Source organism: Embleya sp. NPDC056575 (assembly GCF_042793325.1).
Lineage (GTDB): Bacteria > Actinomycetota > Actinomycetes > Streptomycetales > Streptomycetaceae > Embleya.
Window position 1 is genome coordinate 80,287 of the sequence record NZ_JBHTVA010000034.1, and the last position, 13,475, is coordinate 93,761.

At 71.0% G+C, this 13,475-nt stretch carries 13 protein-coding genes; 6 read left to right on the top strand and 7 right to left on the bottom strand.

Features of this window, described 5'->3' with window-relative positions; translation table 11 throughout:
* Nucleotides 1-198: 198 nt before the first annotated feature.
* On the top strand, nucleotides 199-648 hold the full coding sequence (locus tag ACFRCG_RS26095) for a papain-like cysteine protease family protein (RefSeq protein ID WP_380035602.1): 450 nt from the start codon (nucleotides 199-201) through the stop codon (nucleotides 646-648).
* A 10-nt stretch (nucleotides 649-658) separates the two neighbouring features.
* On the top strand, nucleotides 659-1,534 hold the full coding sequence (locus ACFRCG_RS26100; RefSeq protein ID WP_380035605.1) for a hypothetical protein: 876 nt from the start codon (nucleotides 659-661) through the stop codon (nucleotides 1,532-1,534).
* A 12-nt stretch (nucleotides 1,535-1,546) separates the two neighbouring features.
* Here ACFRCG_RS26100 and ACFRCG_RS26105 read toward each other — a convergent pair whose 3' ends face one another.
* Both ACFRCG_RS26105 and ACFRCG_RS26110 read right to left on the bottom strand, forming a co-directional pair.
* On the bottom strand, nucleotides 1,547-1,753 hold the full coding sequence (locus tag ACFRCG_RS26105) for a hypothetical protein (RefSeq protein WP_380035608.1): 207 nt from the start codon (nucleotides 1,751-1,753) through the stop codon (nucleotides 1,547-1,549).
* Between the two features lie 121 nt (nucleotides 1,754-1,874).
* The gene (locus ACFRCG_RS26110; RefSeq protein WP_380035611.1) at nucleotides 1,875-2,459 is read right to left on the bottom strand and encodes a snapalysin family zinc-dependent metalloprotease; all 585 of its coding nucleotides are present in this window, start codon (nucleotides 2,457-2,459) and stop codon (nucleotides 1,875-1,877) included.
* Between the two features lie 498 nt (nucleotides 2,460-2,957).
* On the opposite strand from ACFRCG_RS26110, the gene ACFRCG_RS26115 reads away from it, so the two are divergent.
* A complete protein-coding gene (locus tag ACFRCG_RS26115; RefSeq protein WP_380035614.1) occupies nucleotides 2,958-3,443 on the top strand; it encodes a ricin-type beta-trefoil lectin domain protein in 486 nt (161 codons plus the stop codon).
* 126 nt (nucleotides 3,444-3,569) lie between these two features.
* Here the strand turns inward: ACFRCG_RS26115 and ACFRCG_RS26120 are convergent, their stop codons facing one another.
* On the bottom strand, nucleotides 3,570-5,054 hold the full coding sequence (locus ACFRCG_RS26120) for a glycosyl hydrolase family 18 protein (RefSeq protein ID WP_380035617.1): 1,485 nt from the start codon (nucleotides 5,052-5,054) through the stop codon (nucleotides 3,570-3,572).
* Nucleotides 5,055-5,472: 418 nt separating this feature from the next.
* Between ACFRCG_RS26120 and ACFRCG_RS26125 the strand changes: the two genes are divergently transcribed.
* The gene (locus tag ACFRCG_RS26125; protein WP_380035620.1) at nucleotides 5,473-6,024 is read left to right on the top strand and encodes a hypothetical protein; all 552 of its coding nucleotides are present in this window, start codon (nucleotides 5,473-5,475) and stop codon (nucleotides 6,022-6,024) included.
* Between the two features lie 178 nt (nucleotides 6,025-6,202).
* Here ACFRCG_RS26125 and ACFRCG_RS26130 read toward each other — a convergent pair whose 3' ends face one another.
* From ACFRCG_RS26130 to ACFRCG_RS26145, 4 genes are all read right to left on the bottom strand, one after another.
* On the bottom strand, nucleotides 6,203-6,838 hold the full coding sequence (locus ACFRCG_RS26130; protein ID WP_380035623.1) for a restriction endonuclease: 636 nt from the start codon (nucleotides 6,836-6,838) through the stop codon (nucleotides 6,203-6,205).
* A gap of 292 nt (nucleotides 6,839-7,130) precedes the next feature.
* Nucleotides 7,131-7,964, bottom strand: a complete 834-nt coding sequence (locus ACFRCG_RS26135) for a serine protease (RefSeq protein WP_380035626.1) — start codon at nucleotides 7,962-7,964, stop codon at nucleotides 7,131-7,133.
* A 220-nt stretch (nucleotides 7,965-8,184) separates the two neighbouring features.
* A complete protein-coding gene (locus ACFRCG_RS26140) occupies nucleotides 8,185-10,611 on the bottom strand; it encodes an ABC transporter permease (RefSeq protein WP_380035629.1) in 2,427 nt (808 codons plus the stop codon).
* Nucleotides 10,605-11,390, bottom strand: a complete 786-nt coding sequence (locus tag ACFRCG_RS26145; RefSeq protein WP_380035632.1) for an ABC transporter ATP-binding protein — start codon at nucleotides 11,388-11,390, stop codon at nucleotides 10,605-10,607. Before ACFRCG_RS26145 ends, ACFRCG_RS26140 begins: the two co-directional genes overlap by 7 nt.
* Nucleotides 11,391-11,498: 108 nt before the next feature.
* On the opposite strand from ACFRCG_RS26145, the gene ACFRCG_RS26150 reads away from it, so the two are divergent.
* Both ACFRCG_RS26150 and ACFRCG_RS26155 read left to right on the top strand, forming a co-directional pair.
* Nucleotides 11,499-12,719: a sensor histidine kinase gene (locus ACFRCG_RS26150; protein WP_380035635.1), complete on the top strand. Its 1,221-nt coding sequence runs from the start codon at nucleotides 11,499-11,501 to the stop codon at nucleotides 12,717-12,719.
* Nucleotides 12,719-13,351, top strand: coding sequence for a response regulator (locus ACFRCG_RS26155; protein WP_380035705.1), 633 nt, complete (start codon nucleotides 12,719-12,721; stop codon nucleotides 13,349-13,351). The genes ACFRCG_RS26150 and ACFRCG_RS26155 overlap by 1 nt, the downstream gene beginning before the upstream one ends.
* The last annotated feature ends 124 nt before the right edge of the window (nucleotides 13,352-13,475 follow it).

Here is a 13,475-nt window from a genome sequence, read left to right on the forward strand (position 1 = left end):
CGATGCTCCTTTGTCAATTCAACGTTGTGCGATGTCATATTCGTGCCAGATCGCCCCGCTCGTCTCATCACGGGAAGGCACCACATGGGCAGATTCAGGTACGGAATCGCGGCGGCGGCCATCGCACCGGCCGCCTTGGGATTGTGTGCGATCGCGGGAGGTACCGCTCACGCGGAAGCAGGCCAGGACACCATCAACATGTACAAACAGGAGAAAACCCAGTGGTGTTGGGTCGCCTCCGGCCTGACCATCGCCAAGTTCCAGGGGTTCGGCTCCACGCAGACGGACTTCTGCACCCGCGCACAGCCCTACTACGGCTGTAACAACCAACCCGCCACACTCGACGACATGGCCAGGGGCTGGAGCAGCCTGGGCATGACCCACCCCGGCACGGGCCTGAACAGCGCCGCCACGTTCAACCAGGTGTACACCGAGGTCAAGGCGGCCCGGCCGATCGGTGCCCGCATCGGGTGGACCTCCGGTGGTGGCCACATGAACGTGGTCTACGGCTTCGACACGTCGCGCAACACGATCGCCGTGGCCGACCCATGGCCGGACACCGCCACGTACACGTGGTGGAACTACGCCGACTACGTGAGCAACAGCTCGTCGAAGTGGACGCACTCCCGCATCGGCATCTCCGGCTAAGGCAGGCGACATGCGCGACACCAGCGGCACCACAACGTCCGGCAAACGAACCGGCTTTCGCTTCTCCCGTCTGTCCGTCGTCCTCGCATCGAGCGCGTCCGTCCTGTTGTCCGTCGCCGGCTCGGCCCACGCGGCCCCGGCCAAGGACCCGCTCCCGGCCGACATCCCCGACTACCAGGCCGCCCTCGACACGGTGAGGTCCACCGCCGTCCGCGACTCGGTCTGCCGCTTCCTGAGCACTCCGATCCCCGCCGGCACCGCCGGGACGGTGCAGGCCATCCCCGAAACGGCCGAACCGTGCCAGGGCCTCCCGGCCTTCACCGTCAAGGACCCGGTGGCACTGAACGAGATCACTGCCGGATTCGTCGCGGGCACCGCCCCGCCCCTGCCCACCGAGGCCGTCAAACCGACGAACCTGCTCTCCTCGCTGAGCACCACCGTCAACGGGCGCACCGCCACCGTCATGCTCGCCCCCACCCAGGGCGGCGGCTGGCACCTGGCGGCCATCCGCGACGGCGACGGCGACGCCACCTACGCCGGCAAGGCAACCGTCGGCACCCTCGTCTTCACCGAACCGCAACTCCGCGGCTGGTATCAGCTCAGGCTCGACACCGTCGAACCGCTCAACGATCAGGCCCGGCAGGGGCTGGACGGCCGGGCGTCGGTGTCGCTCGGCGACTACCAGAAGCTGGTCAAGGCCCGCTACGCCGACAAACTGCCCGGCTCGGAGTACGACACGAAGGGGTACTCCAGCGGCTACAGCCCCCGGCACACCACGGACGAAGTGTCGTCCTCCACCCCGCTGCTGGCCGGGTCCGGGGCAGCGCTCGCCCTCGCGGGCGGAGCCGTCGTCCTCCACCGGCGCCGACGGGCCGACACCGGCTGAACCCGACCCCGCTCACCCCTCCCCCACTCCCGGCACCTCGGGGTGGACGCCGTCGTGGCCGGGGGTCGGGGGTGGGATGAGGTCGTGCCGGATCCCCGGCTCACCGTCTTCGAACTCCGGCTGGCACTGCGGGAGTTGCCGCAACAGGCTCACCACGAGGGCACCGGGGCCGCACCGCCCGGACAACCGCCGGGCGGTGGCCCGCTCCCTCTCACGCAACGGAACATCGCGAAGTCACCGGCCGCGAGCGCCACTTCCCGGCCGTCCTGGCTCGGCACGCATGCTCCGGAGAACGGGAGGCCCAGGGCGTATCACTCGTGTGGGCCGTCGAAGCGGGACCTCAGGGCGCGTCGATCAGCACCCGGCCGTCGGCCGGGGTGTACGCGGCGGCACGGCCACCATAGGCGACCTCGACCCGGGACCGTTCGGCCGCGTCGGGAACGGGGTTCCTACAGGCGACCCCCGCGCTGGAGCCCGACATCAGCTTGGAGCACGGACCCGGTTTGTTGTCCGGGAGGCCCAGGTTGTGGCCGATCTCGTGGGCGGCGATGCGGGTCTTGTCGTAACCCTGGTCGACCGCCTGGCTGCCGAGTTCCACCCACGCCTGGCCACCCGGGCGGACCGGACCCAGGCTCGCCTGCGGCCAACCGTTGGTGGCGGTGATCCGAATCTGGGCACGGGTACCGGGCGGCGCCTTGATCAGCTTCACGTTGGTGACGTTCGCGTTCCAGGAAGCGACTCCGGCGGTGATGGCCGCTTCCCAACCACCGGCTCGGGAGTCGTCGTAGTAGAGGGTCGTCGCCGCCGAAGCGCTGTTCGGGGCGCCGGCGTTGGACGGCGCGGCCGCGGCTTGCTCCGCAGGCGCCATGACCATGGTGACGACCGCGGCGGTCCCGACCGCCGCGAACCACTTGGAGGGGGGCATATGCGTCCTTCCGCTCGACTTGTCCGTGGCGGGTGGAGCACAGGTCCCGGGGGTGTCGGCGACCTGTCGACTCGTTGCGTCGTTGGGAGTATGTGCGTGCTCGTGGATTCGCAGGCATACCAGTCGGCCATAACATCGACACACGGAAGCCGAGACGCGGCTCGGTGGGATGGACGGCGGGGCGCCCGGCTCCGCCGGGTTCGTCGGCAACGGCTCGGTGTACTACGCGTACGCCCCGCTCGCCCCGCGCGGCGCATGGACGGGCGGCCGGCATCGCTGCCGTTCGAAGCTCCCGGTGATTATCACCGTCTCATTCGTCAATGCCCATTGAATCCCAAATAACCATTCGTTTGAGTGAATTGGGATGTCCATATGCCCGGCGCCCCGGTACTCGGTGCTACTAATTGCCTGCGCTCGCGCCGAGGCGAGACGACGAGAAAGCCTCTCTCGATCGCGCACGACAACGCATGACCTTATAGCGAGAACGGAACCAGCCTCATGGCAATCGCATTCCGCAAGACGCTCGCCATCACCGCGCTGACCCTGACCGCCTCCCTCCTGCCCGTGGGCGGGGCTGGGGCCTCCGACACCGCCGCCGCCGACCCCGCTCCGCGCACACCCGGCCTCTACTGCCTCGCCAACGCCTGGGGCACTCCGAACATCTCCACGAAGCCGTGCGACACCGCCGACCGCGGCCAGCACTGGACCGTGTCGGGCCAACAGATCTCCCTCACCGAAGCGCGTGCCTACTGTCTGGCCAACGCGTGGAACACCCCGGACGTCGCCACCAAAGCGTGCGCCCCCAAGGACCAGGGACAGTACTGGAGCGTCTCGGGCCAACAGATCGCACTCACCTTCGCCCCCGGCTACTGCCTCGCCAACGCCTGGGGCACTCCGAACATCTCCACGAAGCCGTGTGACACCGCGGACCGCGGCCAGCACTGGGTGATCTTCAACGACCAGATCAGCCTCGCACTCGCCTGACGTCACAACCACCGTGCCCGACTCGTCGTCATCGCCCACCGGACCGGCCTTGTGAAGCCCGGAGCGTGAGCCTCCCGGTCGCGGCCGGCCCCGCTGGGCCCGGCCGCGACCTTTCTCGGAGGCCGGCTATCCCAGTCCGGCGTTGAGGGCCGCGGCGAGTTCGCCGTTGTCGGTGTCACCGCTCAGTTCCCAGAAGAAGGCGCCGCCCAGCTTCTGTTCCTTGGCCCACTTCGTCTTGACGGCGAGGCTGGCCGGCGTGTCGTAGCCCCACCATTCGTTGCCGCAGTGGCCGTACGAGGTGCCGCCGGCCAGCCCGGTGGCGGGGCAACGAACCTTGAGCGCGCGGTAGCTGCCGTCACCCGACGCCGGCGCGGTCGCGGTGCCGCCCGGTTCGCTCTGGGTGACGCCCGTCCAGCCGTGGCCGTAGAAGGGAACGCCGAGCAGCAGCTTCTTCGCGGGTACGCCCTTGCTCCGGAGCTTGGCGATGGCGTCGGCCGAGTTGAAGTTCGGCACGGGGATACCCGGGTACGACGTCAGCGGCGAGTGCGGGGCGGTCGGGCCCTGCGCCATCCACGGACCGAAGAAGTCGTACGTCATGACGTTGTACCAGTCCACGGCCCCCGAGGCGCCGCCGTAGTCGGCGACGTCGAGCTTGCCGCCCGGGGCGGCGTCGGCCGTGATGGCGGCGCTGACCAGGTTCCCGGCGCCGAAGCGGGCACGGGTGGCGTCCAGCAGGGTCTTGATCGACCCGAAGCCGCTCGCGTCACAGGTCAGGCCGCACGCGTTCGGGTATTCCCAGTCGAGGTCGATGCCGTCGAACACGTCGGCCCAACGCGGATCTTCGACCACGCTGTGGCACGACTCGGCGAACGCGGTCGGGTTCTGCGCGGCCTGGGTGAAACCGCCGGACCAGGTCCAGCCGCCGAACGAGTAGAGGACCTTGATGTTCGGGTACTTCTTCTTCAGCTCGCGCAGCTGGTTGAAGTGGCCCTTCAGCGGCTGCTCGGCGGTGTCGGCGACACCGTCGACGCTGTCGGCGGCGGTGTATGGCCTCTGGTAGTCGGCCCAGGGATCGCCGACCACACACTTGCCGTCCACGACGTTGCCGAACGCGTAGTTGATGTGGGTGATGTTGCGAGCCGTGCCGGACGTGTCGATGTTCTTGGCCAGGTAGGGGCCCCAGTTGGTGAAGTAGCCCAGCTTGACCTTCGCTTCGCCGGTGGTGCGCACCTTCGCGGGGGCGCTTGCGGGACCGACCTGGTCCCTCGTGTCGCGCGCGACGACGGTGTAGGTGTAGCCGGTTCCGGTGTTGAGGCCGCGGTCGACGTAGGACGTGTGCCGAACGGTGGCGACCTTGACGCCGTCGCGCAGCACGTCGTAGTTCCGCACGCCCCGGTCGTCCCTGGCCGCGCGCCAGGAGAGCCTGACCGACGTATCGGTGATGTGGCTCGCGTGGGGCCTGCCCGGCGCGGTCGGCGGCCGGTCCCGACCCCGGTCGAAGACCTGGTCGGACGTCTCCGAGCCGCCGGTGCCCTCGGCGTGGGCCGGTCCGGTCAGGCCGACCAGGGCGCCCAGGGGCAACAGCAGGGCCGTGAGCAGAGCGATGAGCATACGACCGCGCCTGGTGCCCGGCCGATCGGGGTCTCGCGTGTGCGTGACGGGTCGTGCGGTGCCTGTGCTCAAGGGAACTCCTCGAACTCGGTCCGAACGTACGGGGATTGCGTCGCCACGCGGGCGTGTCGAGAGCTACGACACACCTCGTCGCGGCTGCCCGAGCCTAGGAAGGGTCCGAACCACCGGTCAATGGTCTGTACCAGATTGGTCTGGACCAGAGTCGCTCGTGTTCGACGAACCTCGGCGGCTCGAACGACTCTGATCCGAGCGCGCCGGAGCCGACCACCGCTCACGGAGCGGTCACGGGCGCCGGTGCGGGCAGTGGCCGGGCTTCCGAACGACCACGGGGATCCGGCACGCTTTTCGGTAGCCGTCGGGTACGGGCTCGGCGGAGGCGATCAAGGAGGACGACTCCATGTCCCGGAAGGCATATCCCGGCTTACGTCCGCTGCGGGTCCTGCGCCTGTCGGTCGCCGCCGTGCTGCTCGCGGCGGTGGCGCTGGTCGGGCCCGGCGGCGCGGCGCGCGCGCACGCGGGCGGCGGTGTGTACCGGCTGAAGCTGTGGTGGATGTGGCAGCGCGGGGACAACTTCACCGCCGCCACCCCGGTCGACGACCAAAGCGCCGCGCCCGGCTACCTGCTCATCCGATACGAGCCGTGGGTCTACGCGGACCCGGAAGCCGGCACGGTCCCGCTCCAGCTCTACTGGCACGCCGGCCGCGAGGACAACGCCAGTGTGGCCGACATCAACAGCCTCGACGCGGTAGCCGCCGCCGGGTACACCTACATCCGCACACAGGGCTGGCTCTACCCGACCCCGGGCCCCGGCAGGGTGCCGCTGTACCTGTACTGGCACGCGGGTCGCCAGGACTTTCTGACCGTGGCCACTCAGGCAAGCATCGACTCCGCGATCTCGGCGGGCTACGTCCTCCAGCGCATCGAGGGCTACGTGATGTCGAACCCCTAGGGAGGTGTCGGCTTCACCCGATCGTGATCGGCGCGGGTGCGGGTGCGGGTGCGGGAAGGGGCCATCGGGTGCCGGTGTCCGGGTCGCGGCGGTCGTCGGCGCCGTCGACCCTGCCATTGCTTCGGTCGACGTGGCCGTCGACGCGGCCGTCGAGTCCGGCGCGGCGGGCGGCCATTGCCTACGTCGCGTGGCTCGTTCGGGGTCGGCGGCGTCGGGTGGGGCCCTGTCCGGTGCCGTTGAGGGTCGCGAGTCGGGCGAGAGGTGTTCCCTGGTTCCACAGTCCGAAGAAGTCACGGTGGACGGCGAGGATGCCGTTGTCCACGGCGAATGCCGTGGACTGCTTGCTGAAGGTGCTGGTGGTGACGAGGACGGCGACGTCGGCGCCGAAGTGGGTCTTGGCGCCGAGGAGATCGCGGACCTCCTTGGGAACGATTCTGCGGGTGGGCGCGTAGCGTTTGCACTGGACGACCGCGGAGCGCCCGTCGGGCAGCCGGCACAGTACGTCGGCGCCGTTGTCCCCGGAACCGCCGACCCGACGCACCTGCGTGCAGCCGTCGCGGCGGCACAGTTCGGCCACGAGTTCCTCGAACTGCGGGCCGGTGAGCGCGTCCACTTCCGCCAGGGTCCGCCGCCGCCCCGCGGCCACGGCGTCCTGGTGGCGCCACCGCTCGTCCTCGACCCGCGCGGCGTGGTGGGCGCACCACAGCCACCATCCCGCCCCCGCCGACGCGGCGGCCACCGTCACCCCGAGCGCCGCCCACCCGCCCCCGACGACGAACACGACCGTCACCAGGATCGCCGTCGCCGCGATCACCGCCGTCCGTGCACCCGTCGCTCGCGGTGCCCCGGATGTCGATCCACGCCCCTGCGGCTGCGTCATGGCGATCCCCCGTCGTCGAAAACACCCGAGTCCACTCTGGCGGATGATCCGCGGGAAAATCCGCCGGCTTCCGAAACCGGGCCGGAACCGCCGGCACCCCGGAGGCAGTTCGGGGCCGTGATCACCCTCGATGCCCCCGGCCACCGCACCCCGCCTGCCACGCGGGGTCAACGAGGTGCGGTGGTGTCCGACGGACCGCAACCGCGGACGTCTGCGTGGGCGGACGTCAGGGCTTGGGCAGGGTGCAGCCCGGCAGGCTCAGGTCGACCTTGTTGCCGATGCCCATGCAGGGCACGATGATGTACGTCTCCTGCGCGTAGTTGATGCCCTGATGGATGGTCACGTTGCCGTTCTCGTCGACCTCACAGGGGTTGTTCACCGTGCAGGTGGCGCCATCCTCGTTGCCGGTGTTGTTGACGGCGACGACCTTGCCCGTCGTCGTGTCCACCACCGGGGAGCCGGACGTACCGCCGATGGTGTTGCAGGACGACGTGTAGCGCACCGAGTCCCGCCAGGTCCAGTCGCCCTCCTTCAGGCGATACACGAAGCCGTCCACGTTGCAGCTGTAGATCCGCTTCCAATACCCGGAAACCACCTTGATCGCCGAACCGGCCACCGGGTGGCGGTCGTTGAGGGTCAGCGCGCTGATCCCATACGACCTTTGGATCTGCGCGTAGGTCTGGGTGAGTTCGTAGATCGAGATGTCCGTGTCGGTCATCGTGGCGTACGAGACCTTGTGGGCCCGTAGGGTGGCGACCCTGGAACCGGAGGCGCCGAGCAGCGAGAAGGTGCGGGACGACGGCTGGTCGGTGATGACCTCCCCGGCACCGGGGAATCCGGTCTCGAGGCAGTGGCCGTTGGAGAGGACGAGCGCGGGGTCGCCCGGCTGCGAGTTCGGCATCCGGATCACGGATCCCGAACAGTTGCTCAGCGCCACCGTACCGGCGAAGTTGACCGCCTTGACGGTGGCCGGCGGGGCGCCGACGGCGGGTGCCGTGCCCGCGACCGCGAACAGCAGGGCACAGACGACGCCGAGTGCGCCGGCGAGGGACTTCTTCATGTGAGGTTCCCCTTTTGAGGGTGGGGATGATGAAGGAGCGCAATGGTGTGGTGCATGCGCATTGTTGAGGCTTCGACACCCAAGTGACAAGTAAACAAAGTGAGTTGGGTATTTCTTTGCGCGCGCCGACCATCGCCCCGCACCCGGGGTCGACCGTGGAGTCGAAGTCGTCGATGCCCTCCCGTTGCCCGGCCCGGACCGGCGGTTGGGGTGGGCCGGTTCATCCTGCGGGTATTCGGTGGCGGTTGGGACGGAGGGCCGCCCACGCGGGGCCGACGGAGGCGGTCAGGGCGGCCGTGAGGCATGTGGCGATGACACCGCCGACGAGCGGCCACGGCACGACCAAGGGGACCGAGGCGCCGCCGAGATCGCTCAGCGCCGAACGCAGGCTCAGCAGCGACGGCACGGCGACGACCGCGCCGAGTGCCGTGCCTATGGTCACGACGATGGCCGACTCGGCGGCGATGGCGCACAGCGCCTGGCGGACGGTCGCGCCGGAAAGACGCAGGACGCGCAGATCGGGCAGCCGATCGGCGGTGGCCATCATCAGGGTGTTCGCGATCGCGATGGCCGTGTAGCCGACGGAGACCACCACGAGCAGCACGGTGAAGATCCACACGAGGCGTTGCTCCTCGGCGTCGGCCGACGAGGCGTAGGCGGCGACGCTCACCTCCTTGCCGCCCAGCGGCGCCGGCGCGGGATCGGAGCCGGTGCGAAAGACGGCCGCCGTCAGGGCCGAGGGATCGTGGGCGCGGACGATCCCGCGCGGAAGCAGGACGTCGTAGGGCGTCGACCGGTCGGCCAGCACGGCGACCACGCGCATCGTCTCGATGGTGCCGTCGCGGAAGGTCACCCGCGCGTCGCCACCGTGTCGCCACCCCAGACGCGCGGCGGCGCTCTCGGACACCGCCATCGTGGTGGGGCCGCGCAACTCGGCGAAGGAGCCCTGTCGAGCCTCGACCCGGTCGCCGATGGCGGCGAATTCGTCGGTGCCCACACCCGCCGCCTCGACGACCGCGCCCTTGTCGCCGTAGACCGTCGTGGGTGTCAGAGGGGTGCCCGCCACCTCGGCCACCGCGGCGTCCGTCAGGCCCGGGGTGTCATCGGGCACGATCACGCGCTCGGCTCGCACCGACGCCGTGCGCCGCGCCTCGTAGGACTGCGCGGTGGTCGCCACCATGCCCGTGATCAGCACCGCCAGGCCGACCGTCGCGAGCACCGGCGCCGCGGTGGCGGCGGTGCGGCGCACGGCCGTCAGCATGCCCTCGCGTACGAGCAACCCGATCGCCCCGGCGCCTCGCGACAACGGCCACGTCAGCACCCGCACCACGGGAGGCACCACCGCCGGGGCGAGCATGGTCAGCCCGACGATGAGGGCCATCGGCGGATACAGCCCGAAATCCGCGAGCGCTCGGGGGTCGGCCGTCGCCGTGACCGCCGCCGAGACGACGCCGAGGGCCACGAACAACAGCCCACCGACGACGCGCCCGCGCGACATCGGCCGGTTGTCCACGTCGGCCTCGCGCAGGGCCTCCAAGGGCGCGATCCGCGCGGCGCGACGGGACGCCGACCACACTCCCGCCATGGCCACGAGCATGCCCAGCGCGAACGCGCCGGCCAGGGGCGACACGCCGACCTCGGCCGTGAAGCCCTCGGGCTCGAACCCGAGATCGACCAGGACGGCGGCGAACGCGGGTGACAGGGCTCCGCCGAGCACGACCCCGAGCCCGGCCGCGAGCGCGGCGACGGCGCCGGCCTCCGCGAACAGCGCGCGCCGAACCTGCTTCGGGGTGGCGCCGATGGTGCGCAGCAGGGCGAACTCGCGTCGGCGCCCCGCGACCGAGAGGGCGAACGTGGACGCCACGACGAACACGGTCGTGAACGCGGCCAGAGCCGCCATGGCGGACAGCACCTGAAGGCCCACCCACCGGGTGAACGCGGCGTGGCCCGGTTCCAGTTCGGCGCGGTCGGAGCCGGTGAGCACCCGCCCCTCCGCGCCCACCACCGCCCGCACCGCCGCCGGGTCGAGCGTCGCGCCGGCGCCGGCGAGCAGACCCAACACGCGTACACCGCCCGCGAGTCGATCCGCGTGGCCGTCCGTCAGGTAGATGCCGGGGCCGTCGACGAGACCCGACACCGTGTAGGGCGCGGGTCCGGACGCGGTGAGCACGGTGACCGTGTCGCCGGGGCGCGGCCCGAGCCGGCGGTCGAGCACCACCTCGTGGTCGGTTGCGGGTGGCCGCCCCACGAGCGGCGCGTGGGCCGCGAGCGCGGCGCTCGACCAACCGTGCCCCAACGGATCGTCGAACCGGGGATCGCCCGCGGGGTGCCCGCCGATCACCACCTGGGCGTAGAACGAGCGGTCCACCACGACGCGCCCGACTCCGGGCACGGCCGCGAGACGATCCGCGAGCCGCCGCGCCCGTTCCGCCGACCACGGGGGGCCGTCGTCGAACGGCGGCGCCGGCTGCCGGGCCTCACCGCTGCGCACGAGCACCGGCGCGGCCGCGAACCGCTCCGGGGTTTCGGGGCCCGAGGACAGCAGCACCACGCCCGTCGTCGCGAGGATCGTCACGCCCAGCCCGAGGCCCACGAAGGAGCCGAGGAAGGAGACCCACCGGGCCCGCATGCCGGCGAGGGTCAGCACAACTCCTCCAGCCACGCCATGCGGGCCGCGATGGTCTCGGCGGAGATGCCGGCCCCGTCCGCGCCGCGATGGATCTCGTCGGCCACGCGGCCGTCGGTGAGCAGTACCACTCGATCCGCGAAGGCGGCGGCGGTCGGGTCGTGCGTGACCATCACCACCGTCCGACCGCGCGCGTCGACGGCGTCGCGCAGCAGGCGCAGGACCTCGCGCGATGCCTTCGAGTCGAGCGCGCCGGTCGGCTCGTCGGCGAACACCACCGCGGGCCGGGTGACCAACGCGCGGGCGATGGCGACGCGTTGTCGCTGCCCGCCGGACAACTCGGCCGGTCGATGGCGGGCCCGATCCGCGAGCCCCACCTCGGCCAGGGCCGCCGCGACACGCGCCGGGTCGGGGCGGCGCCCGGCGAGGCGCAGCGGCAGGGCGACGTTCTGCTCGGCGGTGAGCGCGGAGACGAGATTGAAGGACTGGAAGACGAAGCCGACGCGCGAGCGCCGAAACAGGGTCGACTCGTGCTCGTCGAGGGCGCGCACGTCGACGCCGTCGACCCGGATCTCGCCGCCGTCGGCGCGGTCGATGCCGGCCGCGCATTGCAACAGCGTGGACTTGCCCGAGCCGGAGGCGCCCATCACCGCCGTCAGCGTGCCGCGCGGGAAGTCGTGGGTGACGCCGTCGAGCGCGGTGATCCGCTGGGCGCCCGCGTGGTGCGTCTTCGTCACGCGGAGCAGGCGCACGGCCGGGCCCGTCGGTGTGGATGTCGCCGTGGATGTCGCTGTGGTCATGCCTCCAGGAAACCGTCGGCGAACGACCGGCACATTGGTGCCAGGGCGAGAGCGGAACTAGCCCTGGCACTACCGACGCGGCCGTCGCACGCCGGTTAACGTCGTCGTATGTTCGCGCAAGCCTCGTGGGACTCGATCGGTCGGCGACCGGTGCGTTTCCTGGTGTCTCCGGTGCCGTGGCGGGCCCTGTCCTATCTCGGGGCGAGTTGGGTCGTCGGGGCGGTCGTGGTGGTGACCGTGACGTCGGTCGTGGCCGTCGGCGTCGCGACGTGGGAGACATCGGTCGGCCCGGTGTTCACCGCGTCGCTGGGGCTCGTGGCGCTCGCGGGCATGGCGTTCGCCGCCGCGCCGTTCGAGCGGTGGCGGCTGCGGCTCATCGGCACTCCTCTGGAGGCGCCGGAGCGGTCGGGCGATGTGCGGGCGCGGCTGCGCGAGCCCGCCGGGCGGCGCGAACTCGGCTACGCGCTGGTGTCGTTGCTCGCGCTGTGGTGGGTGGATCTGGGCATCGCGTCGGTGGCGTTGGTGATTCCGGGGCTGTTGGTCTCGGCGCCGCTACAGCCCACGGCGCCGTTGTGGATGGCGGCGGTGTTGCCGTTGGTGGGGGTCGTACTGCTGCCCGTCGCGCTGTTCCTGATCGCGGCGTGGGCGGGCGTGCGGGCGACGATGACGCGTGCCGTGCTCGCTCCTCGCGAGGCGGAGTTGATCGAGGTCGTGCGATCCAGGGCGCGTCTGGTCGACGCGTTCGAGACGGAGCGCCGGCGGATCGAGCGCGATCTGCACGACGGCGCGCAGCAACGCCTGGTCGCGTTGAGCATGAAGTTGGGCCTGGCCTCGCTCGACCTGCCGCCCGGGTCGCCCGCCGCCCGTCAGGTCCGGGAGGCACACGAGATGGCTCGGGCGGCGCTGACCGACCTGCGTGAGCTGATCCGCGGCGTGCACCCGCAAGTGCTCACCGAACGGGGACTGTCGGCCGCCGTCCGCGATGTCGCGGGGCGCTCGCCGGTCCCGGTCGACGTCGATGTCGAGCTGGCCGGGCGATTGCCCGCGGCGGTGGAGGTAACCGCCTATTTCGTGGTGTGCGAGGCGTTGACCAACGTGGCCAAGCACAGCGGTGCGCAACGGTGCGCGATCCGCGGGCGGGTGGCCGACGGGCTGCTGGCGTTGGAGGTGCGTGACGGCGGTGCGGGCGGTGCCGATCCGGAGGCGGGCACCGGGCTGACGGGTCTGGTCGATCGACTCGCGGTTCTCGACGGCAGAATGTTGTTGTCCAGCCCGATGGGTGGCCCGACCCTGCTGCGAGTGGAGATCCCGTGTCCGGCCTCAAAGTAGTGCTCGCGGAGGACGCCGTGTTGTTGCGCGAGGGGCTGGTGGGCCTGCTCGAGCGCTTCGGCCACGAAGTGGCTGCGGCGGTGGGCGACGGTCCTTCGCTGATCGCGGCCACGCGCGAGCATCGACCCGATGTGGTGATCGCCGACGTGCGCATGCCACCGGACTTCACCGACGAAGGGCTGCGCGCCGCACGCGAACTCCAGGCGGCAATCCCGTCGTTGGCCGTTCTGGTGCTGAGCCAGTATGTCGAGCAGACCTTCGCGGAGGAGCTTTTCGACGCGCGTGGCACCTCGGGCATGGGTTACCTGTTGAAGGAACGCATCGGCGATGTCGAGGAGTTCGCCGACGCTCTGACGCGCGTCGCCAGGGGCGGAACCGTGGTCGACCCCGAGGTGGTCCGCCAACTCCTGGCGCGTCGGCGCGATCCGCTGCGGCGCCTGACTGCGCGCGAGCGCGAGGTCCTCGCCCACATGGCCGAGGGACGCTCCAATGCCGCCGTCGCGCGCGCGTTGGTGGTGACGGAGGCCGCCGTGGCCAAACACATCGCGAGCATCCTGACCAAACTCGACCTCCCCCCGGCGCCCGACGACCACCGCCGAGTCCTGGCCGTCCTGGCCTACCTACGCGGCTGAAGCCACGCCACCCGCGTCCGACGCGGCCGGCACGAATTCCGGAAAGACCGTCGCCGACGGGATCGAGTTCGGCCGCATCGATGCCCGAGCCCTGCGCGCGCCGCACGCGAACCCCGCGGCGGCC

What these genes read in the sequence shown, in the direction of transcription:
- ACFRCG_RS26110 (WP_380035611.1), bottom strand. Translation starts at nt 2,459, where the DNA reads ATGCCCCCCTCCAAGTGGTTCGCGGCGGTCGGGACCGCCGCGGTCGTC.
- ACFRCG_RS26145 (WP_380035632.1), bottom strand. Translation starts at nt 11,390, where the DNA reads ATGACCACAGCGACATCCACGGCGACATCCACACCGACGGGCCCGGCC.
- ACFRCG_RS26150 (WP_380035635.1), top strand. Translation starts at nt 11,499, where the DNA reads ATGTTCGCGCAAGCCTCGTGGGACTCGATCGGTCGGCGACCGGTGCGT.
- ACFRCG_RS26100 (WP_380035605.1), top strand. Translation starts at nt 659, where the DNA reads ATGCGCGACACCAGCGGCACCACAACGTCCGGCAAACGAACCGGCTTT.
- ACFRCG_RS26115 (WP_380035614.1), top strand. Translation starts at nt 2,958, where the DNA reads ATGGCAATCGCATTCCGCAAGACGCTCGCCATCACCGCGCTGACCCTG.
- ACFRCG_RS26135 (WP_380035626.1), bottom strand. Translation starts at nt 7,964, where the DNA reads ATGAAGAAGTCCCTCGCCGGCGCACTCGGCGTCGTCTGTGCCCTGCTG.
- ACFRCG_RS26120 (WP_380035617.1), bottom strand. Translation starts at nt 5,054, where the DNA reads ATGCTCATCGCTCTGCTCACGGCCCTGCTGTTGCCCCTGGGCGCCCTG.
- ACFRCG_RS26095 (WP_380035602.1), top strand. Translation starts at nt 199, where the DNA reads ATGTACAAACAGGAGAAAACCCAGTGGTGTTGGGTCGCCTCCGGCCTG.
- ACFRCG_RS26125 (WP_380035620.1), top strand. Translation starts at nt 5,473, where the DNA reads ATGTCCCGGAAGGCATATCCCGGCTTACGTCCGCTGCGGGTCCTGCGC.